The organism is Mycobacterium leprae TN, assembly GCF_000195855.1.
GTDB lineage: Bacteria > Actinomycetota > Actinomycetes > Mycobacteriales > Mycobacteriaceae > Mycobacterium > Mycobacterium leprae.
In genome coordinates this window covers 1,198,306-1,222,682 of the sequence record NC_002677.1, presented here as the reverse complement: position 1 = coordinate 1,222,682, position 24,377 = coordinate 1,198,306, and the positions used below count along the sequence as shown (strand labels likewise).

Genomic DNA, 24,377 nt, shown 5'->3' with positions numbered 1-24,377 from the left:
CCACCGCTGACACCGACGAGATGCACAGCCAGCACTTATCCGAAGTAACGGTAGCGAGTGGCCAACCGTCGGGGATGAATTTAGCCTAAGTGGAGCGATCCGGCGGCTGGGGAACTGGGCATCGCGAAAGCGCGCGTCGGAGTCCGCAGCGCACTGCGGACCATCTGTCCGACCGGACTGACAGACCCTCGATCCCCCATCGGCTGGACAGGCCCGCTTTTGGCCGCGCCGGCCACATCAGCCGTCTGGCCCAGTAACTGCTCCAACGCTGCGGCCTCGTCACCGACTAGTACCAGCACCGTATCTTCGACAACCTCCTCAGCCGCGGGAAAGACATCCACCAACATCGAGCCCGAACCCAAGCCGAAATACATTTTCGCCGAATTAATCTCTGCGTAGTAACGCCCCGAAATCCATCTCGTTCTCCTCTGCACTTGTTCCTACCGGACAAGCCGACAGGCATTACCGCACAAATCCCCCTAAGTACAACTTGATCGGACTACAGGCCAGGTAGCGCTCTCGCAGCTGAGAAGTCCTGATCTTCAGTACTGCCGGAAAAGCCGCCCGGTGTCGACATTGACAGCGAGCGGCTCTTAGGTAGTTTTACGTTAGGACCAAGCGGAACTGACAGAGCGGTCAGTGTCAGCCATGGAGGAGCTGGCGCGTTGCACCTTTTGGCCGTGAGAGTTGGCCTGCTCGTAAATCATCTGGAAGTTACGACCCAGGTCGGCTATGAACATTTCATGGGCAGTCGAACCTTGTCCGCCCCAAAACTCAGCGGCGTCCCGCACAGTGGCTAGAATGGCCTGGTGGGTGGTCTCCAACGCAGCCGCTTGAGCGCGGATAGCCGCTCCATGTGCGTCGATCTCCCCAAACTGGTAGTTAATGTTTCCCATTACTTTGTCTCCTCCTGCACTGAAAGTATTGATTAGCAGCGATTTTCGCAACTAGCTGCCAGAAAGGATTTTCCTCGAGTTCTCTTCTTGGTGCTCGTAGCGATCGGCGGCGGTACCCAGCTGGTCACGCACGTCCTGCAGCAGGGTCACTATGTGGCGAAACGCCTGATTTATCTGCCCCATGGTGTCGTGGGAGGTCAACTGGGCGGTCCCACTCCAGCCCGCACCAGCGATGTCCATCGAGGACATGAACATCTTGTGGGACTCGTCTCGCACGTTCTGGGCGTGCATGTCAAATTTGCGCGCCATGTCCCGCATCGCCTGTGGGTCGGTCATAAAATGTGCAGCTGTCATCCTTTATAATTTCCTTCCATTGATTTCGTTGCGTTGTGGATGAAACGTCAACCTCGCAGCTTTTATCCCGCTGCGGGGTTGCGGGGCATCACGAAAGCTCTTGGTTGCAGGCGTAGTGCAGTGTTGACGCCGCCAGTACCGCTGCCTCCGCCAGGGACCATAGGTGCCATCGGTAGCCCGCCCCCCAGCAGCGGCGCCGATTCGCTTTCGTCGCCCCCACTGCCTCCAGCACACTAGCTTGATAGCTGGTCATTGCTGCCGCGTCTTGGATCCACATCTCGGTGTATTCGGCCTCCTTCTCCGCGATCGCGGTGGAGTTTTGCCCGAAAATGTTGCTCATAATCAGCAGGCATGCTTGCGCGCGGTTCACGAACACCATCAGGGGCGGCACCGTCATTGTAAAAGCTGTTTCGTAGGCGTTCGCTGCTACCGTGAGCTGGGTTGCGGTCAGCTCGGCGCTTGCGGCGTTCTGGGTAAGCCACTTCTCATACGGCGTGACCCGCTCTGCCAGCGCCGCTGCTGACTCACCTTCAAATGTTGTTAGTAATGCTTCGACCGCTGACTGCAACCCCTGCGCTGCAGCAGTCAGCTCCTTAGCCAGAACAACCCATGCTGCGGCAGCGGTCAATATCGGGCTGGAGCCCGGGCCGAGATACATCCGGGTGGAGTTGGTCTCGGGCGACAGCGCTGCGAAATCGAACATCTCGTCGCTCCCTTATTACTCATTGGTAGCCACTCGTGTGCAGCTAGCGACGTCCGCTATAAACTATCGTGATTGGCAGTCTCGGTACCCGCATATGCTGACGAGCTCGTCAACAAGCTCTGGATTAGATCCTGATGATTGGTCGCGCCCTGAGAGGCGTGCGCCTGGTACTGTCTCCCATGGCCACTGAAAAAATGTGCTAGCAAGATTGACACATCATCGGCAGCTGGGGGAGCAATTTCAGTGGTCAGCTGGGCCGCCGCGGCGTTGCTTGCCACTGTGGCAGCACTGAGGCCCTCCAAGGTGTTAGCTGCCGCGGTCAGGGCCTGTGGCTCTGCATTCAAGAAAAGGGGCATGCGGTTCCTCCTCGAAACTCAAACAATCCGACTACTGCACGGGGAAAGCTCAAGCGACCTGCTCACCTGCGCCTCCCTTCCGACTGCTTGGTGGTACGAACTGGCCTTAATGATCTCCGTTATGCAACGTTTACAACAGGTTAAGAGTTTATAACAGGTTAAAACCACCCGAGTTGCCGCAGTTTAAGGTGCAAAGTGCACCCCATCGACCCGGACGGTGGTACAATCTTCCCAATTTTGCCCATACGAAGGTGCAGAATGCACACTAGACCGGCAATCAGTCGGACTCACACTCCGCAGACAGAACCCAGAATTAGCCATCCGTCTAGCCCGTGTTCACCTAGTGGTACTTGGCTTAAACTCAACACAATTGCTGGTGTTCCGGACCACTTGCTCCCGCTATCCACCGTCGACATCGACGCCATTGATGGCACAAAGAATTTACGCCGGACACGACAGTTACGCTGCGACGGCTCAGGGGTGAAATGTTCCCATTTGGCTCGACCCAAGGTGTCAATCTGCATACATCGGCCCTACAGTGAGCCCATGGCTAGGCAACACCCGTCGCCACGAGTGCGTGAACTGATCCGTGAAGGGGCACGGATTGCGCTCAACCCTACCCAGGAGTGGATCGACCAACTTGATCGCGCTACCTTCGCAGCCAACCCCGCCATCGCCAATGACCCGGTCCTGGCCAAGGTCGTTCGGCGCGCCAGCCGTGCCCATCTGGTGCACTGGGCTACCGCCAATTTACGTGACCCTGGCGCCCCGGTACCGGCTCATCTCGGCCCTGAGCCCCTAACCATGGCGCGGGATCTGGTGCGGCGCGGGCGTGACGTTCTTGCGCTCGACATTTATAGAGTCGGGCAGTACACAGCCTGGCGACGGTGGATGGAGATCGCGTTCACACTCACCTCCGACCCCCAAGAACTGCGCGAAATACTTAACGTATCCGCGCAATCGATCAACGAGTACGTAGCGGCCACGCTAGAGGCCATCGCCACGCACATGCAACTGGAACGCGACGAACTGACCCGCAGCACACACGCCGAACGACTGGAAGTTGTCGATCTGATTCTCGAGGGCGCACCAGTCACCCAGGAGCGTGCCGAAGCGCGCTTGGGCTATCGTCTCGGCCTAACACATACCGCCGCCGTGATCTGGAGCGACGACCTTGATGGCGACCATGGCTACCTCGACCAGGCCGCTGAAGCATTTAGCCACGTCGTCGAGTCAACCCAGCAATTGATCGTGGTAGCAAGCGCCGCCACCCGCTGGGTATGGTTGGCCGACGCACTCGCCCTAGATGTCCCTGAGGTACAAAAGGCGCTGCTCAACCTATCTAAGGCGCGTGTTGCCATCGGGACTAGCTCAGCTGGAATCGAAGGTTTCCGGCGCAGCCACTTGGAAGCTCTCACCGCACAACGCACCTTAGCCCGGCTGAAATCTCACCAACAGGTCGCGTTCTTTGCTGATGTGCAACTGGTCTCGTTGATCACCCAAAATCCAGAAGATGCAAAAGAATTTATCACCAGTACGCTCGGAGATTTCGAATCAGCCAGTCCGGCATTGCAGCAAACGTTATTGACATTCATCAATGAACAGTGCAACGCCTCCCGTGCGGCGAAACGTTTGTTTACTCACCGCAACACCTTGCTACGCAGGATTGAGTCCGCTGAAAAACTCCTACCGCGACCCCTCGACCACACTAGCGTCCACATTGCCGTGGCTCTTGAAGCTCTACAGTGGCGCGGCGACCAAACCAACACATCCGGCCCCCGTGCCGGTCGCAACGATGGCGTGCCCGCATAATCACTACTCGTCGTAGCGCCAGTCAGCCCTCGAAGAGCAACTGCTTTTTGAGGACCTTTCCCATCGCGTTGCGCGGCAGCGCGTCCACGAAGCGGACTTCACGCGGCCGCTTATGTATCGAAAGCTGTTGGGCAACATAGTTAATCAACTCATCGGCATCTAATGCCTCTGCGCCTACGACGAATGCAACGATCCGTTGACCCAAATCCTCGTCAGGCAGCCCGACAACTGCCACCTCCCGCACATCCGGATGTCCTAGCAGCGCCATCTCGATTTCTCCTGCGCCGATCCGGTATCCGCCCAATTTGATTAGGTCAACCGACTCGCGACCCACGATGCGATGCATCCCGCCACTGTCCACGACCGCAACATCACCTGTACGGTACCAACCGTCCTCGTCGAACGCCTCGGCTGTCGCTTCCGGTCGATTTAGATAGCCGCCGAACATCGTCGGACTACGAACCTGAAGCCTCCCAACGGTTTCCCCGTCGTAGGGCACTGGACCTCCGGACTCATCGACCAGCCTGGTCTGCACGCCCGCCAGCGGCAATCCCACCCAGCCCGCACGGCGCTCACCGTCCGCCAACGTCGACAGGGTGATCAGTGATTCCGTGCTGCCATACCGTTCGATGGGCCGATGACCTGTGAGGTGCGCTAGCCGATCAAATACCGGAACCGGCAATGAGGCACTCCCAGACACTAGTAGCCGCGCGGGTCTTAACGCCCGGGCAACTGCCTCGTCTGCCACCAGCCGCGACCATACCGTGGGAACGCCGAAATACAGAGATCCCCCGGCTTCAGAGCAAGCCTGAGCATAGGCGGTCGGAGTGGGTTTTCCGGTGTGTACAAAGCGATTTCCAATCCGAAGCGATCCAAGCAAACCGAGTACAAGGCCGTGCACGTGAAACAGCGGCAATCCATGTACCAAAACGTCATCGGCCGTCCACTGCCAGGCCTGGGCAAGCGCGTCCAAATCAACGGCGATCGCTCGCCGGCTCAACAGTACCCCCTTAGGGGGCCCAGTAGTACCCGAGGTGTAGATCACCATCGCGGTGGCATCAGGTGACGGCTCAGGATAGCGGTTCCAGGAGCGAGCATCTAGTTGAACCGGGATATGCGGCAACCCGTCCGGCGCCGAGTCCGCACTGGGCCCCGGACCCAGCCAGGCCTGCGCCCCAGAATCGGTGAGCATATGCCGGCGTTCGACCACACCGATATCCGCGGGCACCGGGACCACCGGCACACCGGCAATCAGGCAACCAGTAATCGCTAGCACAGTCGATGCCGTCGGCGTGGCCAGCACCGCTACCAGGCGTGCACCTCCGACACGCTCAGCCACCGACGTTGCGGCACCAACCAAGCCGCTGCGGCTCAGCACGACGCCGTCAACACATACCGCGTCAGCGATATCGGTGGCGGTAACGACGGACGGATTCAGTGATGCCAACAACACGTGAGCAAGGTTACCCGGGGTAGTTGCAAGACCGAGTCACGCTCGCTAATAGCGGTCCTAAATCGCCATCAAGGTGCACAGAATTTCCTCGCCTCGGCCAAGCCAAGCAAGCTGACTTTCTCCCGGCAAGTGAAACTTGCTTGGCATCGGACAACCGAGAAACGACGTGCTCCCCATGGGAAAACGGAATGACGTGGTCGTGGTCACCGTTCCACCAGCGGAACAGAACTTTCACCTAATTCAACCCGAATCTCAATGGCGGGCAAACGCGATGACGTAAACGAACGACATGACTAACCGCTTGTAGCTCCCGGTCAGCAAATTGTAGAGAAACATCACCTTGAACTCAGGACGAGCCAGCATATGCCAATCTGCTTGCAGCTAGAGCAGAACATACGAGTCGAGCGTGGGAAAGTTACCGACCGAGCCGCCCGGACCAGCAAACTAGCGCACACCCGCAGCGAACTACCTTCCATTTTCAGCAGCGGCGCGACAAGCAAACCACATCGGCACTGATCCCGTTTGGGCCGGTCGTCGACGAACGCAACTATCGCTGGCTGGGTATTGATACGCGTGTCGACGCGCCAATCCCAAGCCGGTTAACATCGATCAGACGGATATTGTGACCTTCCGCGTAAACCCCGTGCCTCGGCTGGAAATCTGCCGACAAGCATCCGGAATGTCGTGCAACTAGAAGACCACGCCCCTGTGGAACACCGAACTCGGCAAAGCCTACCTGGCGATAGTCGCCGACGGCGATGTTTCCCTCAAGTATGAGGCGAACTGTAGCAAGGACCATGCCGAAAGCTTTGCATGTGACAGACTACTGTACTAAAATGATACTGTGGAGTGTGTGGGACTGCATGGCCCGTGCGGCATGTTGCACAGGCTCATTGATGACCAGTTTAGTGACACACGGCTTTAACTTTTATGCTAACCCGTGTCGACGCGGCCTGTGCGGTGCTGTCAGGCCCGGTAAGGGACCCAATCCACAACGGCCAACCGAGACCACGGAGTTGTCAGCTGTTGCGGTCTGAGTAGCCGTTAGTTGTCAGTGGTGTGTTGTAGGAACAGGGGTATGAATCTCGCAGCGCGGGCTTGATGCACAGCGGTGTTGCGCGGAACTGCGTATTGTTGGCTTCGAGCCAGGCTGTTGCCGGTACCAGCGCAGCGAGTGGGCCTGCTAATTCTTGTCGATGAGCCGACTGGCAAAGGTGGCGTGTGTGGTCGCTGGGTGTATGCGCGGGTGTCTTCAGCGGATCATAAAGCTGATCTGGGTCGGCAGGTCGCCCAGGTGACCGCGTAGACCACGGTCCGGCAGAGCCCGGTCGATAAGGTCGTTACCGAGTTCTGATCCACGCTGAACAGTCACCGGCGCAAGTTTCTTGCGCTGCTGCATGATCCGACGGTGGGCTGGATCGTGTGGAGCATCGGGACCGGTTCTGCCGGTTCAGATCGGACTACGTCCAAGCAGCGCTGGCAACGCAGGACCACTAGTCTTGTTGTGGTGGATTAGTCCGAAGTTGACGACGATCGGGCGCAGGACATGACCGAGATACTGAACCAGTATGTGTGTTCGGTTGTATGACAATCGAACTGTCCAGAACCACGCTAAGCGGGCCATCGCTGCGGCGGCTGACGCCGGAGAACGCAAGGTAACATGATGGCAGAGTTCGAGATTCCTGAGGACTGGACGGTGCTGCAAGCTTGGCGATTCACCCTGGACCCGACCGACGATCAATCGCTTATGCTGGCAAGACATTTCGGTGACCGGTGTAAGGCATACACCTGGACCGTCACGGCCCTAAAAGTCGACATCGAGGCGTGGCGCCACCACGGTAGAGACCGCGACATCGACACTTCGGATACTGCGGAAGCGTTGCAACACCTTCAAGAACGAGGTGCACGTCAACATCGATACCGGCACGGCATGGTGGAGCGAGTGTTCCGAAGAGATCTACACCGGACAGCATCGACGGCACGGTCGACGCGTACTGAAACTGGCAAAACTTCCGATCCGGCAAACGTGACAGCAAAATGATCGGGCTTCCCCCGGTTCAAGAAGACAGGGACGTAACCATGACCGCGTATCAGTCACGACTTAAGCGATGCGCGTCAAACCTGGGCACCGCCACCTCGCACTTCCAGTCATCAGAACCGTCCGTACGCACTAGAACACGCACCGAGTTAAACGGTTCACTACGAAAGACCGGGCTCAGGTGCTGGCGATCACGGTGCGCCGTAATGGCATCAGGGTGGACGCGAGTGTGCAGGTCCTCGCGCAGCGCCTGCAGCAACTGAAGATGGCGCACTCAGGTTAACGGGTTGACATTGATATGATATCGGGACGGCACCTAGCCACGGTAACCAACTAGGACGGCACAATACTCGAGCAAGTGCCGAATTCACCGCCACTCAATGAGCTGCGGTCCCCCAGTCGCGTCCGGATTCGTTGTCGAAAGCCTAGATGCGGCAAGAATGCCACGGTAGAAGGGATTGCCAGGACGCCCGCGCACGTAGACGAGGCCTATCGGAAGCAGCCTTAGGCACACCGCTACGGCCTCTCGTCTATAAGACGTGCTGGTTACAGGTCAGCACTGATAATCACCGACCGAAGGTTCCCGTCGTCGAAAACCTGCCATGGCTGCGGGCATGTGCAGGACATCAACTGGAACGAAAAATGGCAATGCGACGGCGGTTAAGTCACGCACCAACGCGATAACAACACCCCCGTGAACATCGCACGCTACGAGGAAACAGCTAGCTCTGTCCGCTCAGTTTGGACCGTAGTCAAGCGTGGAGCCGACCGGTAAGACCGGGCCTGATGCTGTGAGTGGCCAAGCAGCACGGAAGAGACGCAGCCGGCAAGGCTGCCGAACAACCCCGAGACGGAGTGCAAGTAGCTTTAGCACTAAAAATCACTCACTTGCAACGGGCTCGAACTCCTCGTTGTGCCCACCACCCGCACATAACATCGACACCAATAGCGCCCCTGCTAGCTACTGCACTGCAACGTCCAGGCGTCCGATTATCGGGCAGCCGCACGCACACCTTGGCCGCATCGGTGTCGGCTACTTGCTCGATTACCGGGCTCGCTGGGTGGTGACTACTGGCGGTTGTGTTGAGGTTAATGTTAGCGCGGACTCGTTGTGGGGGTGGAGTAAAGGGTGGTGGGTCAGTGTATTGGCGGGTCGGTGCGTCAGGTCGCAAAGGTCGGTATCGATGCCGTGGTGATGCGGGTATGAGAGTCGTTTCGAGGTCTTGGTCTCACGCTGGGGTTGTACAGCGATTCTGTGGTAGGGCGTTGTCTTGTGGTTGATCATGGCCGCAGTGATCACATCAGTGCTGTGGTCCTTGGATAGGTGTAGCAGCTGCACGAATCCGCTACTTGTGTTCGGCCAGGGCGCCGATTTGGGGGTCTAATTTTTGCCGATGATTACATCATCCGCCCAATGCTATGAGGTTAGAGCACCACACGGTCGTGTAGTTTTCGCGGGACGTGCACTGGTGGTGGCCATACCTAGAGAATAATGGTGGTGCCCGGTTTTAGCGTGCTGTGCCCTCAGCGTGCGGAACATCCACCCAGTGCGCACATGTTGGTTGAGCTTGGACTCGATGTTGAAGTGTTTTATAGGACACCTGCATCTTTCGGGCCGGTCGGGATAGGTTTTGGGCCAACACCCCCACAATTTGTTCGGGACTGTACTTCTTGGCCAGCACACATGTCTATCTCCGTACGCAGCTGCCCACAACGCTCACCTTGCCGGCCTTTAAAGCCACTGGGCCCACTGCTCACTGCATAGCTAAGCAATACAAGCTCAGTAACCCGATTGAGCGTCTTAGCCAGCATAGTTGGTGTCGAATCAGTGCAACCCCCAAAGCAACCCGCAAACACGCGGGCCCCACCCTTGCTGGTGATCTCACGCACGATCCCCACCCCCACCCAACCCAAACGAACGGTTAACGATCGATCACATCAACTCACAACACTGCAACACACCGCCACCCTTTACTCCACCCCCACAACAGAACATGCACACAAAGTACAATTCAACAATCTTGCAGATCCGTCGTGACTTCATTTCCTTTGTGGACAACGTTTTGTGGGCCGTTAGGCCGTGTGGCCGGGTAGACTAGGCACGTATCAGTTATGTAACCGGGTTACGTGCGATCTACCCCGATATTTATCTGCAGGATTGCACCTCGTCATCGCTGCGAACGTGTTCGGTTGGGGCGTGGTTGTGGTTCTGGTCGACGCGACGTCCTGGCCGGTCTTGCCGCGGCGGCGCTGCACGGTTCGGATTGTAATGACGACGATGAGTCCATCGAATTGATCTGGCGTAACCACATCCCCCGATCGGCGTGATCACCCGTAATCAGCGAGTCAAGTCGGACGAGATTACCCGTATCGTCGGTCTGCTGGTGACCACTTGCGCAAAAACGGCGTTTGACTTAGCCGTACAATTGCCCACCGGCAAGGCGGTTACGCGGCTCGACACACTGATGCAGGCAACGCCGTATTCGAGCTAGGACGTGCTGCTAGCCAAGCGATACCCGGGTGCGCGAGCGCCTGCGTAGGTTACACGCGACGGTGCCACTGACCGATCCGGGCGCCGCGTCGCCCAAGGAGATGTAGCTGCGCTTACTGCTGATCGACGCCTATCTGCCCATTCCCACCACGCAAATACCTGTGCAGCCAAACTGGCGACTGATTGTCGTTGTCGACATGGTCTTGTAGAAGTACAAGGTGGTTGTCAAGTATGACGGCTATCACCATCGCACCAACTCGCCGGTCAGTACATCAGCGATCAGGACCAGCGGCGCAAGCTCGAAAAACTCGGCTGTGATCATCATCCGTATGATCATTGAGGGTAAGCCCGAGGACGTAGCGCAACACATTCATGCGTCGGAGCTGCCGCTACACTTAAACGGTTGCACCCACCACGCCAGTAATCACCGCTACGGTTTAAATCTCACGACCCAAACGCTAAACTCTAATGGCTAATGGCTTCCAGTACACGCCGGTGGCATTCTCGTTCCCAGAACGACGCATGCAACCTACCGACGGTCAGCCATGGTTTCCATGACTCGGAACCGGTCCAGTACGAACCGCACCCGCTCGGCCATATCCGGGTTTCGAGTGGCCATCATCCCGAAGGTCTCGACACCGAGGTCAACCTGGCCGATCATCGTTCCCAGGTAAGTGATCTCCCAACCATTAACGGAAAGCACCTGGCGGAAATCATCCTCGGACAACGACCACGGCATGCAAAGCTGTTGACATCGTGCGTGCTCGCACTCGAGCCTGTTACAGGGTTAGGCTCGGCTTGGTTGCCAAGCCGTAGCGCTTGTACGTAGAACTTTTGCAATTCAGCCTCTGTGCTGAAGGTGTGGTAAAAGGCTCAGTCGACGACAGTGTCAAACTGGTCATCCAATCCGTCCAGCTTCGTCACGTCAGCCACCCGGAAATCCACCGACACTCCGGCTTTGCGCGCCTTGTCCAGGGCGCAGTCGATGGCACTTGCCGACCGGTCGACGGCCGGTGACTTGAGTACCCCTAGCGGCGTAGTAAATCACATAGCGATAGGCGCCAGTGCTTGGGTCGAGCACCTCACCTTTGATCGCCCCCCACCGAGACCCGCTGCTGGACTAGCAGTTGCGGACAGCCGACATCCCGCGGCGTGGCGGTGGGTAGGCCGTGCAACAACCGGGCGTCGCGCTACATCTCCCCGAAACGGGTGGGTCCCTCGAGTCGAACTGGGTCTTCATGGAAGCGAATTCACGAGTTGTTCGACCGGTACGCGGGGCCCGGTGAAGAACGGTGTCTCTGCGCGCGTATGCCGCCGTGCTTCGGTAGCACGCAATTCACGCATCAGGTCTACGATGCGGTCCAATCCAGGAGCCTCAAAAGCCAGGAGCCATTCGTAGTCGCCGAGCGCAAACGCCGGCACCGTGTTAGCGCGAACGTCTTTGTAGCCACAAGCGGCCATACCGTGCTCAGCAAGCATATGCCGGCGTTCCTGGTCGGGTAGTAAGTACCAGTCGTAGGACCGTACAAACGGATACACGCAAATATAGGCGCCGGGCTCCTCACCGGCCAGAAACGCTGGGATATGGCTCTTATTGAACTCGGCCGGTCGATGCAGTGCCACACTGCTCCATACCGGCGAACAAGCCCGCCCGAGCTTGGTAGTGCGCCGGAAATCGGCATAAGTCGCTTGCAGCGCCTCGACACGTTCGGCGTGCGTCCAGATCATGAAATCGGCATCCGCCCGAAGTCCGGCGATATCGTAGAGGCCGCGCACCACTACACCGCGTTTCTCCTGGTGCTTGAAAAAGGTGCGGACGTCGTGAATCACTGTGTCGCGCTGAGCACCGAGAACACCAGGCCGCACCGAGAACACCGAGAACATCAGGTAACGAATCGTCGAGTTCAGGGTATTGTAGTCAAGTTTGGCCATGAAACTTATCGTGCCACTTCCGCTTGGAGGGCCTCGATCGCGCGCCCGGCAGCGCTGATACACGCAGGCACACCAATACCGTCCATATGGCTGCCAGCCACGACCAGCGTCGGCGGCAAGCCGGCGCGCACCTCGGCGACCAGATCGGCGTGACCGGGGCCATACTGCGGCATTGCGTCGATCCACCGCTGCACGCATACATCGACGGGGTCGACGGTCACATCGAATACCGCGGCCAGGTCGGACACCGCCCAAGCCAGCAGCTCATCGTCCGAGGCAGTCGAGGCCACCTGATCACCAAACTTCCCGAACGAAAGCCGCACCAACTGTGTGTCCCCTTGAAGCCCCCACTTTCGTGAGGACAACGTGACCGCTTTAGCTCGCAGCCGCTCGCCGCTAGCCACCAACACACCGGAATTCTGCGGGAATGTGGTGTCCCGGGGCACCGACAGTGCCACCACCGCCGACGAGGCACTCACGATCCGGCTTGCGGCGGCGACTGTTCGGGGGGCGATCTGCTGCAACAGGCGCACGAGCCGTGGGGCGGGAACGGCCAGGATAACCCCGTCGGCGGACCAGCAAGCACCGGTGTCGTCCACTAGCGTCCAACCGCAAGTCCCACGATCGAGCCCTACCACGGTGGCAGCTACCCACTGCAGTCGGCTGCGGCGGACGAGCTCGTCGATCAGCACCTGGTAGCCGCCGTCTAGCGCTCCAAAAACCGGCCCGGCCGCTACCGGCGGCAACCCCTGTCGAACCGCCTCCATCAAACTGGTGGCCCCGCAGTCGAGGGCAGCCGCCACACTCGGGGCGCCCGCGCGCAGCCCGATCGTCGCTGCCGAGCCAGCATAGACGCCGCCCAACAGCGGGTCCACCAACCGGGCCACGGCCTGCTCGCCGAACCGGTCGGCCACTAATTCGGCCATCGCGGGATCGCTGCCGGGTTCCCAGCTCAGCGGACGGACAGCTTCGGCGCCGATACGCGCAACTGTGGCGTCGTCGACCAAGCCGGCCACCGACGTCGCCGAGGACGGAATGCCGGCGACGGTGTCCGGTGGCAACGAATGCAGCCGTTGCTGGCTGTAGATCAATGGTCGGGCATCGGTGGTGGCGCGTTGGCGCTCTGACAAACCCAACTCGGCCAGCAACGCCGGCACCTCGGGACGGCGCAGCAAGAATGCCTCGGCGCCCAAGTCCATCGGCTGTCCGCCTACGCACTCGGTGCGCAACACCCCGCCGAGTCGGTCACCAGGATCGAACAAAGTGATAGCAACATCGTCACCCGTAGCCACCCTTAACCGATATGCCGCCGTAAGTCCCGAGATTCCGCCACCCACAACACAATACGAGCGGGATGTCATAGCGAGTGGATGAACGATACTAATTCGCTCAGCACGCCGGGATCGGTCTCCGGCAACACTCCATGGCCGAGATTGAAAACGTGGCCAGCCGCGCCGGCCACGACGGCACGGCGCCCGTCGTCGACGACAGTCCGTGCGACACGTTCGACAGCCGGCCAGCCCGCTAACAGCACCACCGGGTCGAGGTTGCCCTGCAGCGCGGTACAGGGTTCCACTCGGGCAGCAGCATCGGTCAACGAGGTTCGCCAATCCACGCCGACGACGGCCTGGTGCCCAGGCTTTTCGCCTGACCGCACAGCCGCTGACATCGCACCCAGCAGGTCGGCGGTGCCAACCCCGAAGTGCGTCATCGGCACCCCGTGTTCGGCCACCGTGGCAAAAATCCGGGCGCTATGTGGCAACACGTACTGGCGGTAATCGGACAGGGACAGCGTTCCCGCCCACGAGTCGAATACCTGGATGGCATCAACTCCGGCGTCGATTTGACCAAGCAAAAATCCAAGAGTCAGATCGGTCAGCTTATCCATCAGCGTATGCCAGCTCGCAGGTTCGGCCAGCATCATGGCCTTAGTGCGGGGATGATTACGACTAGGACCGCCTTCGACCAGGTAGGACGCCAGCGTAAACGGCGCACCGGCGAAACCGATCAGCGGAACATCACCCAGTGCTGCGACCAGCAACGAAATAGCCTGAAAAATAGGCTGAATCGCTTGTGGTTCAAGGGGTTTCATAGCGTGGATATCGGTGGCAGTCCGGACCGGGTCCCCGATCACTGGACCGACATCTGGCACAATATCCAGATCGATTCCTGCCGCGCACAGCGGCACCACGATGTCTGAGAACAAGATCGCGGCATCAACGTCGTAACGACGTAACGGCTGCAGAGTGATTTCACAGGCCACTTCGGGCTCGAAGCACGCCGCCAACATGCTGTATCGCTCGCGCAGCGCCCGGTATTCAGGCAACGAGCGGCCGGCTTGCCGCATAAACCACACCGGAACCCGGCAGGGTTTGCGTCCACTGACCGCGGCCAGATACGGCGATTCGAGAAGCTCGCGACGGGTACTCATCGATCTCAATACTGCCACGGGACCGGTCGAGCCCCTAACGATCGGTCTCGCATATCCGACGTCGCTGCGTAACATCAATGACCATGCAGGAGCGCCCAGAAATGTCGAAACCAGGCAATTACGACGAGTTTTCTATTCCTTCGCTGCACACTCAGCGACAATCCTGGCCAAGAAAGCGTGTTGAACCTGATTCTTAACGCGTCTGAGCTGAATTCTGTGGGACCGCAAATGCACCGAAACCTCACCGAAATCTGGCCGGTGATCAATCACAACCCCGCCGTGCGGCATCGTCCTGGTCCGCAGTGAAGGCACAGCGTTTTCTTCGGGCAGTAGCTTAGACCTGACCGCAGAAACCATCGACGACTACGAAGGCCAGGTTCGCATTTTGCGCGAAGACCGTGATCTGGTGCTCAATCTGGCCAACTTCGTCCAGCCGGTGGTGTCGGCCGATTCGAGGCCCAGCCGTGGGTGCAGGTCTGGTGATTGCGCTGCTTGCCAACATCTCAGGTGGCAGACTAAACCGCGAAAATCATCGATGGGCACACCGAACTCGGGTGGCGGCCCGTGACCATGCTGCAATTTGCTGTCCGCTGCTGGTCGGCATAGCTGAGATTAAAATATCAATACTACCTGCTCACCAGTGAGTCACTCTTCGAGGAGGAAGCCGAACGTATCGGCCTGGTCTCAACCTGCGTCGACGATAACTGAGATACTCCCGACCACCCGTCCATCTCGCCGAGAACCGTACGCAGGGAGGAGCAAAACACGATCCGCGTGGACCAAATACAGCCTGAATTACTGGTACCGCATATTCGATCCGGCCTTCGAAACATTGCTCGACCTAGAACGCATCAGGTTCAGCGGCTCCAACGTCGCCGAAGGGCTCGTGGTGCACCGGCGAAAGCTCCTAACGCTATTTGTTGCCAACACCAAATACCCCTGGAGGCATTTCGGTAGTGCCCGGAGAGGCTGACACCAGCTCGAACACCACGACACGGCGCGCCTGTCACGGCGTGTGGGCAGATGGGGCTACCGTCGACCTTCGTGATCCGCGCCGGCTACGATGCGGAGCTAAGCGATGAGGAGGAGTGGCGCCCGTGACCGCAGCCGAACCGACTCCCTTCCGCGAGGCAGTCGCGGCAATGAACGCTTTTACTGTACGGCCGGAAATTGAACTCGGTCCCATTCGACCGCCGCAGCGGCTCGCGCCATACAGCTACGCACTGGGAGCTCAGGTCAAGCATCCCGAACTCGACATCGTCCCCGAGCAATCTGAGGACAACGCGTTCGGCCGACTGATTCTCTTATATGATCCCGACGGTTCCGACGCTTGGGACGGCACCATCCGGTTGGTCGCCTATATCCAGTCTGACCTGGACTCGCGTGAAGCCATTGACCCGCTACTGCCTGAAGTGGCGTGGAGCTGGCTGATTGAGGCACTGGAATCACGCATAGATCATGTCACCGCGCTGGGCGGCACCGTCACCGCCACCACGTCAGTACGTTACGGCGACATCTCCGGACCACCACGCGCCCATCAGCTAGAGCTACGGGCCTCGTGGACGGCAACCACCCCCGAGGTCGGCGTCCACGTCAAAGCATTCTGCGAGGTGCTGGAACACGCCGCAGGACTGCCGCCGGCCGGAGTTATCGACCTGGGCTCGCGCTCACGCTCCTGATATGCGCGAACCGGCGGACGATCAGCCGGGCGGCACCGAACCCGACCCCACCCCGCTGCACTACCCGGCCGGCGGGATACCGAACCTATCCGTAACCCCGAGCGAGATCGCGGCGGCCGCAGAACGCCTGGACCAAGGGTACGGCCCGTTTGCGGTAGACACCGAGCGGGCGTCGGGTTTTCGCTATTCCAACAGGGCTTACCTGATTCAGATCCGACGAGCGAACGCCGGCACCGTCCTCATCGACCCGGTCAGCCACGGCAATGATCCGCTGACCGCGCTGCGACCCGTCGCCGAGGTGATCAGCAAAGACGAATGGATCCTGCATTCGGCTGATCAGGATCTGCCGTGTCTGGCCGAAGTCGGCATGCGGCCGCCAGCGTTGTATGACACCGAACTTGCCGGACGCCTGGCCGGATTTGACAGGGTGAACCTCGCAACAATGGTTCAGCGGCTGCTGGGTTTCGAGTTGGCCAAAGGCCACGGTGCTGCCGATTGGTCGAAACGCCCGCTGCCTTCGGACTGGCTCAACTATGCGGCTCTAGACGTGGAGCTGCTGATCGAACTGCGCACGGCAATCTCGAAGGTGCTGGCCGAGCAAGACAAAACTGATTGGGCAACGCAGGAATTCAACTACCTGCGGACCTATGCAACTAGGGGGGCCACCACCGAGACTATCCCACCCACCCGTCGGGACCGCTGGCGACGCACGTCAGGCATCCGTCGGGTGCGCGACCGGCGAGCCCTGGCCGCCGTTCGCGAATTGTGGGCAACGCGCGACCACATTGCCCAACGTCGCGATATCGCACCACGTCGCATCCTGCCTGATACCGCCATCATCGACGCAGCCATAGCCGACCCCAAGACGATCGACGAGCTGATCGCAATGCCGGTTTTCGGCGGGGCCAATCAGCGTCGCAGCGCTGCGATGTGGTTGGCAGCGCTGGAAACGGCACGACAGAGCCAAGACCTACCGGACGAAGCCGAGCCGTCCAACGTGCCACCACCGCCCGGGCGGTGGGCCCGGCGCAAACCAGATGCCGCTGCACGGCTGGAGGCGGCCAGAGCGGCACTGGCGACGGTGTCGCAGCGGGTTGGGGTACCGACGGAAAATCTCGTCTCGCCTGAACTGGTGCGACGACTGTGCTGGGACTGGGAGGTTCTGCCGGAAAGCTCGGTCGACCCGGTCAATGCAGTCGAGGAATATTTGCGTGTCGGCCAAGCGCGAGCGTGGCAGCGAGAACTCGTGGTGACCATTCTGGCCTCGGCGGTGAAGTCGTCGGCTGGCTAACGCTCATGTGTGAGCGTCGTACGGTGGCGTTTCCACCACCACATCGATCCTCACAGCCGCAGCACAACAAATGGGACAGGATCTCGCAAGTCCATTGCAAGTCAGACACAGCGTGCAGAGCTGCAACGTTGAACGCCTGGCTGGCGGCCAAATAGCCGGAGCATGCCGCCGTCTGCATGGTGAGAACAAACAAAATCAGCTCCGGTGAATAGGCCCACTTTATCGGCAAAAATATGAGGTTAGGCACTTCTGTGCGAATACGACGCGATCGATGGTGAGCACCCGGCATCGGTATGGCGAATAGATTGACCATGCGCATACCACACGCAGGAGCCAAGGCAAGACGCGGCGGTAGATCGCCCACCAACGTTTTGTAGTCGACCTCGCTTAACCTGCATCAGCTTGTAATCGTTCTTTCAGCCCGAATCTGCGACCGATCATCGAAGTCGCACTGCGCCAAGCACTCAGTCAAGATCTCATCTAGTGTGCATTCGCTTACCGGTCGATAAATACCCCAACCAGACCTATACAATCACTCCAGGCTATCGATAAAAAGTACTTTACTTCCCTACGGCAAGCGAACATTTCTCCAGAAGCCCGCGCCCCGAACCACAGAGACCGTGGAACTACTCACTGTCCAAACACACAGTAAAGACTCCGGGACGAATAAATGACTACCATGTTGCCAGGATCTCACGTAGAAAAACTGGATCCCGCTCGATGAATCTATTGCAATTGTATGCCAGTGCGTTAGGTGAGTAAATTTTGCTTTACGTGATCTGATGTGACCATTTAGAGCAATGTCAGATAAAGCAAGGAGATAATGGCATAGTCGCAACTAAAAATGCAGCCATAGGCCGATAGCAATCCGGTTATCCGACCATTCTCGAACTCGACATCACTAATACTCATGTCAAAATTTATTTTGACATGAGTATTAGTGATGAATACAAGGCTCGATTATGCGTTCGTCGGTCCCCATAAATAATCATAACTGGAAGGCGGCGTTACCTAGTTTAGGTACGTTGGTCGACTCGTAAAATTAAACAGCTCATTAAGAACCCGGCCTGCAATCGCTGCTGGTGCGTCCGGACACGCCGCAAAGAAAATGTTCGGCAACTCGGAAAAAACTTCTTCACCTGGGGGACTAGCGATTCAGTTGCATATAGTCTGCATATGAAATGGTGCTCAGCTCCGCAACGAGTCACTCGCAGCACATCCACAACAGGTACATATTGAGCATCAAAATTGGGATGACCCGTAGGGGACACCACTCCTTGGTAGTCCAGACCGACAATGAGCACTGTTCTGCGCAATGCGATCCAGCCCCAGTGGTTGAAGTGGTTCGAATACCTTACGCACCTTCCGCGTGAATGCCGATCAATGATGAGGTGCCCGTAAAAAAACACGGCTACACTCACGCCAACCAGATTGGCGAGCACGGTCATGCCGTTATCCGTGGTTATGAGTTGAGAGTAACTTTAGCAGGGTTTGGTAATAGAACCAATACATTTGCAAACTGTGCTCGATCGGGTTATCGTCTTGGCGGCGCAGATTCTCGACCTTACCTCTGGCTTCAGGTGCTGCTTAGCATAACGTGATCCGCACGCCGACTCAGGTAAGAATCATAGCCACAGTCATAACAGAGATCCCATCCCCGGCAATAACAACGTGAGTTTTGGCTGACTTTGACGGTTTTCATGTGCTCTCTCTTTCAGGTGACACAGTGCATGTCGCCATACGGAAAGACGAGTGGTAAATCCAGCGACAAATAAATCCGACTCAGAAACCTTCACCTATCTCCCCCAGGAACTAATGTTCAGGTCGCACTCAACATTGGTCTGGCGCCAAATTATCAGCGGATAGCACGGTCCTGCACACATCGCTAATCTCGCGCTTTCAAGGTCATCGGGAATTAGCACTCGTACCGGTATTCCAGCAACCTAACAGGAGCACGGTCTTCTGCGAAAGACCGTAACGATAATTCCGCACTGAAGGAAAGCCCACATTGCGCGGATCCAGTGGGAAATAGTGTATTCTTACGTCAATAGTTTTGATACGAAAATGAATCTGACGATCCGGATCGTCGCCAGGCCCAAGCTACATGGTTTGGCTGCTCCGCGGACCGTACTGACCTGCATCGTCACCGGAACCGCAATGGCCGAATGCAACAACCCAGCCGGTGATCCGACGGGCGACGTCTTGGTCGGTCAGCCCCAAATCGGCCAACACCTCACTCCGCGAAGCATGATCGTAGAACTCCTGCGGCAATCCAACATCGCGGCAAGGTGTGTCAATCTCCACTTGACGCAGCGCGGTAGATACGGCTGCGCCTACACCGCCATTGACCCCGTTGTCCTCCAGCGTGACGATCAGTTTGTGGGTATGCGCCAGTTCGAGAACACCGTCGCACACCGGCAACACCCAACGTGGGTCAATCACTGTTACGCCGATTCCCTGGTTGTGCAGCCGCTTGGCCACCGCCAACGCCATCGACGCAAAAACGCCGACCCCCACCAGCAGCACGTCCTGGGCCAACCCCGTAGCCGGCACCGCGAGTACGTCCACGCCCGATCGGCGCTTCAAAGCCGGAATATCTTCACACACATCTCCTTTGGGGAATCGTATCGCCGTCGGACCGTCGTCGACGTCAAGCGCCTCACCGAGTTCTTCGCGCAACCGAATGGCGTCTCGAGGCGCGGCCACTCGCATCCCCGGTACGATGCCTAGCATCGACAAATCCCACATGCCGTTATGACTGGGGCCGTCCGAACCGGTAATGCCAGCCCGGTCAATCACCATGGTAACAGGCAACTTGTGTAGCGCCACGTCCATCATGATCTGGTCGAACGCCCGGTTGAGAAATGTCGAATAGATCGCCACCACCGGGTGCATCCTGCCCATAGCCAACCCGGCCGCCGACGTCATCGCGTGTTGCTCAGCGATCCCGACATCGAACAACCGATCCGGAAAACACTGACCGAACGCTGTTAGACCGGTAGGGCCCGGCATAGCCGCGGTAATAGCCACAATGTCACGTCGCTTCATAGCATAACCGATGAGGGCATCGGAAAAGATCGCCGTCCAGTCAGGAGCAGCAATCTTGGTGGGTTGCCCGGTCGTCGGGTCCATCACGCCGCAGGTGTGCATCTGTTCGGCTTGATCGGCTTCGGCCGGGGGATAGCCCATACCCTTGCGGGTGACGACGTGCACGATCACCGGGCCACCGAAGCCGCGGGCCTTACGCAACGCGACCTCTACCGCATGTTCATCGTGACCATCAACCGGGCCAACATACTTTAGCCCGAGATCGGTGAACAGCAGCTGCGGCGATAGGGAATCCTTGATACCGGCTTTGACACTGTGCATGAAACGGTAAGCGATCTGGCCTATCAGCGGCAAAGAGTGAAGTGCATCACGCCCCTTCTCAAGTAGCCGCTCGTAGGCCGGCTGCAGCCGCAGCGTGGCGAGGTGATCGGCTACACCGCCAATCGTGGGCGCGTAACTGCGACCATTGTCATTGACTACGATGACCACCGGACGCGGTGTTGCTGCGATATTGTTAAGCGCCTCCCAGCACATACCACCGGTAAGCGCGCCGTCCCCAACCACCGCGACTACGTGTCGGTTGCGGTTTCCGGCCAGCTCGAATGCCTTAGCCAGACCGTCGGCGTACGATAACGCCGTGCTGGCGTGGCTGGACTCCACCCAGTCGTGTTCGCTCTCGGCGCGAGACGGGTACCCCGACAACCCGGCCTTTTTACGCAGACTGTCGAAGTCCTGACAGCGTCCCGTCAACATTTTGTGGACGTACGCCTGGTGACCGGTGTCGAAGATAATCGGATCATGCGGTGAGTCGAACACTCGGTGCAACGCCAGCGTGAGTTCGACAACACCCAGGTTCGGCCCCAAGTGTCCCCCGGTGGCCGCCACCTTGTGAACGAGGAGCTCACGGATCTCGGCAGCCAGATCCCGTAGCTGCTGCTGAGAAAGATGCTGCAGATCAGCGGGCCTGCGGATCTGTTCCAGCATTCCGTTATTGTACTCAGGTAACGCAAGGGTGGGGGCACCAAACGGATAACCGAGCCACCGCTTTGGTAGCGTCAGTCTGCGGTGAGTCACGAATACTGGTCGACAGCAGTGTCCTGCAATCCTGGAATACATCATATAGTTCGCCTCGATGTCGCCCACACTCCACGAACCACACAGACGTATCGTCATAGCATGCTCGCCGAGGACATCGCCGAAGACTTCCCGGCAATCAGCATCAATTCGAGCGCACTGGACGCTGCTCGTATGCTTGCGGAGCACGGCCTGCCTGGACTCTTGGTCACCGATATGTCTGACAAGCCCTACGCAGTGCTGCCCGCATCCCAGGTGGTGCGATTCATTGTGCCCCGGTATATCCAGGATGATCCCTCGCTGGCTGGCGTGCTCAACGAGTCGACGGCCGACCAGGCGGCGGAAAAGTTGAGCAGCAAGAAAGTCCGCGATGTTTTACCGGACCACCTTGTCAACGTTTCCCCAGTCAACGCCGACGATACCATCATCGAAGTGGCCGCCACCATGTCACGGCAGCGAAGTCCTCTACTCGCTGTGGTCAAAGGCGGACAACTGCTCGGTGTGATCACAGCATCGCGCCTTCTAAGAGCGGCCCTGAAACATTGATCCCGACCGATGCAGTGACAAGTCACCGGCTGACAGCAGCGCAGGAAGCTAGATGAGTGTCATTGCGATCACCGTGTTCATCGTCACCTATGCACTAATCGCCAGCGATCGGGTCAACAAGACGCTGGCGGCCCTGACGGGCGCGGCGATCGTGGTCACTTTGCCCATTATCAATTCCGAAGACGTCTTCTACTCCCATGAAACCGGAATCGATTGGGAAGTCATCTTTTTGCTGTTAAGCATGATGATCATCGTCAGTGTGCTACGCCAAACCGGTGTGTTCGAATACGTCGCAATCTGGACCGCCAAACGCTCACATGGTTCCCCGCTGCGCATCCTGCTCCTACTGGTGCTAGTGATGGCGCTCGGGTCGGCCTTACTGGACAACGTCACCACGGTGCTTTTGATTGCTCCGGTCACGCTGTTGGTGTGCGAGCGCCTGACAATCAATGCGGCACCATTTCTGATGGCCGAAGTCTTCGCCTCCAACATCGGCGGCGCAGCGACGTTGGTCGGCGACCCGCCCAACATCATCATCGCCAGTCGAGCAGGATTCTCTTTCAACGACTTCCTAATCCACCTGACACCGATCGTGATCATCGTGACAGTAGTGCTCAGTGCATTGCTGCCACGCCTTTTTCGCGGCGCATTCGCGGTCGATCCCGAGCGGGTAGCCGATATCATGTCACTGAACGAGCGTGAAGCAATCCGCGATCGCTGGCTGCTCATCAAATGCGGCGTTGTCTTGTTGCTGGTATTCGTAGCCTTCATCGCCCATCCGGTGCTGCACACCGGGCCGTCCCTGGTGGGGATGCTGGGCGCCGGCATTCTGATCGTGATCTCCAAGTTGGAGCGGTCCGATTACCTGTCCAGCGTCAAGTGGGAGACATTGCTGTTTTTCGCCGGCCTGTTCATTATGGTCGGGGCTTTGGTGAAAACCGATGTGGTCAATCAGCTGGCACGGGCAACGACCACCTTGACTGGTGGACACGAATTACTCACCGTCGTCCTGACTCTCGGCGTCTCAACTCTAGTATCCAGTATCATAGACAACATTCCTTACGTCGCCACGATGACACCCATTGTCTCGGAGCTGGTAGCATCCATGCCGGATCAAAGCCACACCGACATCCTATGGTGGGCGCTGGCGTTGGGCGCCGATTTCGGCGGCAACCTTACCGCCGTCGGCGCCAGTGCCAATGTCGTTATGCTTGAAATCGCCAAGAGCGCAGGAACTCCCATCTCGTTCTGGGAATTCACCCGCAAAGGCATTGCGGTCACTGTGATCTCGATCGCTCTCGCCGGGATCTACTTATGGTTGCGTTACCTCGTGATGAGCTGAGCTCGGTTATTCAGGTGTGCTTGGCACGAAATGATCGAAACATCAGCCAGGAGATAGCGAAGTTGTAATCAAAACCAGCAGCCAGATAAGGCCATAACATACCAGTGGCACAGGACACCCAAAACGCCTTGGCGTCCCAGTAAAGCGGAAGGACGTCGAAGGTTAGGTTCCAACCGGAGTTGATGAACCTTGGTGCCAAAGGCAGTCTGGCGATGAGCTTTGCCAAGGGCACACACCATGGCCAAGCCCTGAATTTTCTTGCTGGTCAGTGCTATGGCCAGCGATAGAGTCACCACCGTCTACAACCCGGCCAGCAGTCCGATCGGATCCAGAGCGGGAACCAGGCCGGCTCTCGGCAGGCCACTGAACGATGTCGCCGCGACTACATAGACCGTCGTCACCACAAGCACGGCGATTACCCGGTAGGCATAAACGTTGTCAACGGTACAAAGGTAAACCACAGTGCAATTAAAATTCCGGAGTCGACTTTATCCAACACCAACAACGCCGCCAGCACGCCAATGTGAATTGGTACTAGTCAATAGCAAGAATGTAGTCAGGAGCAGCAGGTAGTATGGAAAAAAGTAAAATTCGTTGCGGCGCACCAGCAGCGCTGGCCAGTACCGCAGTGTCCGTAGTACAAGATGACTGGAGCGAAGACAGTCATGACCAACAAGATATTTTGGTAAGAGAAGCGAATGTCGTTGCACCCAAAAGTGACCAATGCTGATTGCTGTCATGATCAAAATCATCTGGACTTCGCCAGCACATAGTTACCTAACAAAAACCTTGCCGTCGAACATAATCCAAAAACGGATAGCAAAGGATACAGTATAGAATACCCAACCTGACGTAGTGCCAGATTCAACTAGTCGAATACGTTGCCTAACAGCAGCATCTACTCTTGCATGGGCAGCAGATGCAGTAACAG

14 protein-coding genes and 7 pseudogenes are annotated in these 24,377 nt (G+C 58.1%); 9 read left to right on the top strand and 12 right to left on the bottom strand.

Annotated features, from left to right (window positions below):
* Window positions 1-80: 80 nt before the first annotated feature.
* From ML_RS05220 to ML_RS05200, 5 genes are all read right to left on the bottom strand, one after another.
* Window positions 81-434, bottom strand: coding sequence for a hypothetical protein (locus ML_RS05220; RefSeq protein ID WP_010908101.1), 354 nt, complete (start codon window positions 432-434; stop codon window positions 81-83).
* A gap of 174 nt (window positions 435-608) precedes the next feature.
* Window positions 609-896 carry a WXG100 family type VII secretion target gene (locus tag ML_RS05215; RefSeq protein ID WP_010908100.1) on the bottom strand — a complete coding sequence of 96 codons (288 nt, stop codon included), beginning with the start codon at window positions 894-896 and terminating at the stop codon, window positions 609-611.
* A 51-nt stretch (window positions 897-947) separates the two neighbouring features.
* On the bottom strand, window positions 948-1,250 hold the full coding sequence (locus tag ML_RS05210) for a WXG100 family type VII secretion target (protein WP_010908099.1): 303 nt from the start codon (window positions 1,248-1,250) through the stop codon (window positions 948-950).
* A gap of 88 nt (window positions 1,251-1,338) precedes the next feature.
* A complete protein-coding gene (locus tag ML_RS05205; protein ID WP_231846745.1) occupies window positions 1,339-1,953 on the bottom strand; it encodes a PPE family protein in 615 nt (204 codons plus the stop codon).
* A 56-nt stretch (window positions 1,954-2,009) separates the two neighbouring features.
* Window positions 2,010-2,309 carry a PE family protein gene (locus ML_RS05200; RefSeq protein WP_010908098.1) on the bottom strand — a complete coding sequence of 100 codons (300 nt, stop codon included), beginning with the start codon at window positions 2,307-2,309 and terminating at the stop codon, window positions 2,010-2,012.
* 546 nt (window positions 2,310-2,855) lie between these two features.
* Here ML_RS05200 and ML_RS05195 point away from each other — a divergent pair.
* The gene (locus ML_RS05195; RefSeq protein WP_010908097.1) at window positions 2,856-4,121 is read left to right on the top strand and encodes an Rv1453 family transcriptional regulator; all 1,266 of its coding nucleotides are present in this window, start codon (window positions 2,856-2,858) and stop codon (window positions 4,119-4,121) included.
* A gap of 22 nt (window positions 4,122-4,143) precedes the next feature.
* Here the strand turns inward: ML_RS05195 and ML_RS05190 are convergent, their stop codons facing one another.
* On the bottom strand, window positions 4,144-5,574 hold the full coding sequence (locus ML_RS05190) for an acyl-CoA synthetase (RefSeq protein ID WP_010908096.1): 1,431 nt from the start codon (window positions 5,572-5,574) through the stop codon (window positions 4,144-4,146).
* Window positions 5,575-6,685: 1,111 nt separating this feature from the next.
* Between ML_RS05190 and ML_RS13955 the strand changes: the two are divergent.
* From ML_RS13955 to ML_RS15570, 3 pseudogenes are all read left to right on the top strand, one after another.
* Window positions 6,686-7,238 (top strand): annotated as a pseudogene (locus ML_RS13955) (IS607 family transposase).
* Window positions 7,238-8,479 (top strand): annotated as a pseudogene (locus ML_RS05185) (zinc ribbon domain-containing protein); the annotation flags it as partial. The pseudogenes ML_RS13955 and ML_RS05185, both read left to right, overlap by 1 nt.
* A 1,213-nt stretch (window positions 8,480-9,692) precedes the next feature.
* Window positions 9,693-10,468 (top strand): annotated as a pseudogene (locus ML_RS15570) (hypothetical protein); the annotation flags it as partial.
* Window positions 10,469-10,568: 100 nt separating this feature from the next.
* Here ML_RS15570 and ML_RS05180 read toward each other — a convergent pair.
* The 4 genes and pseudogenes from ML_RS05180 to hemE form a co-directional block, all read right to left on the bottom strand.
* Window positions 10,569-11,281, bottom strand: a pseudogene (locus ML_RS05180) (class I SAM-dependent methyltransferase).
* 58 nt (window positions 11,282-11,339) lie between these two features.
* Complete coding sequence (gene hemQ, locus ML_RS05175; protein ID WP_010908095.1) at window positions 11,340-12,035, bottom strand: hydrogen peroxide-dependent heme synthase; 696 nt, start codon at window positions 12,033-12,035, stop codon at window positions 11,340-11,342.
* Between the two features lie 5 nt (window positions 12,036-12,040).
* Entirely contained in the window at window positions 12,041-13,396 is a 1,356-nt protein-coding gene (locus ML_RS05170; RefSeq protein WP_010908094.1) for a protoporphyrinogen oxidase, read from the bottom strand.
* Complete coding sequence (gene hemE, locus ML_RS05165) at window positions 13,393-14,466, bottom strand: uroporphyrinogen decarboxylase (protein ID WP_010908093.1); 1,074 nt, start codon at window positions 14,464-14,466, stop codon at window positions 13,393-13,395. Before hemE ends, ML_RS05170 begins: the two co-directional genes overlap by 4 nt.
* Before the next feature lie 101 nt (window positions 14,467-14,567).
* On the opposite strand from hemE, the pseudogene ML_RS15565 reads away from it, so the two are divergent.
* The 3 genes and pseudogenes from ML_RS15565 (at window position 14,568) to ML_RS05155 (ending at window position 17,436) form a co-directional block, all read left to right on the top strand.
* A pseudogene (locus ML_RS15565) lies at window positions 14,568-15,439 on the top strand (enoyl-CoA hydratase-related protein).
* Between the two features lie 71 nt (window positions 15,440-15,510).
* Window positions 15,511-16,145: pseudogene (locus ML_RS05160) on the top strand (DUF3000 domain-containing protein).
* A 1-nt stretch (window position 16,146) separates the two neighbouring features.
* Window positions 16,147-17,436, top strand: a complete 1,290-nt coding sequence (locus ML_RS05155) for a ribonuclease D (RefSeq protein ID WP_010908091.1) — start codon at window positions 16,147-16,149, stop codon at window positions 17,434-17,436.
* A 2,100-nt stretch (window positions 17,437-19,536) separates the two neighbouring features.
* On the opposite strand, the gene dxs is transcribed toward ML_RS05155, so the two are convergent.
* Entirely contained in the window at window positions 19,537-21,468 is a 1,932-nt protein-coding gene (gene dxs / locus ML_RS05150) for a 1-deoxy-D-xylulose-5-phosphate synthase (protein ID WP_010908090.1), read from the bottom strand.
* A 192-nt stretch (window positions 21,469-21,660) separates the two neighbouring features.
* Between dxs and ML_RS05145 the strand changes: the two genes are divergently transcribed.
* Together ML_RS05145 and ML_RS05140 are read left to right on the top strand one after the other, a co-directional pair.
* On the top strand, window positions 21,661-22,104 hold the full coding sequence (locus ML_RS05145) for a CBS domain-containing protein (protein ID WP_041322585.1): 444 nt from the start codon (window positions 21,661-21,663) through the stop codon (window positions 22,102-22,104).
* A gap of 52 nt (window positions 22,105-22,156) precedes the next feature.
* Window positions 22,157-23,446 (top strand): ArsB/NhaD family transporter, encoded by a 1,290-nt coding sequence (locus tag ML_RS05140; protein ID WP_010908088.1) that lies wholly within the window; start codon window positions 22,157-22,159, stop codon window positions 23,444-23,446.
* A gap of 10 nt (window positions 23,447-23,456) precedes the next feature.
* Here the strand turns inward: ML_RS05140 and ML_RS05135 are convergent.
* Window positions 23,457-24,170, bottom strand: a pseudogene (locus ML_RS05135) (ABC transporter permease).
* Between the last annotated feature and the right edge of the window lie 207 nt (window positions 24,171-24,377).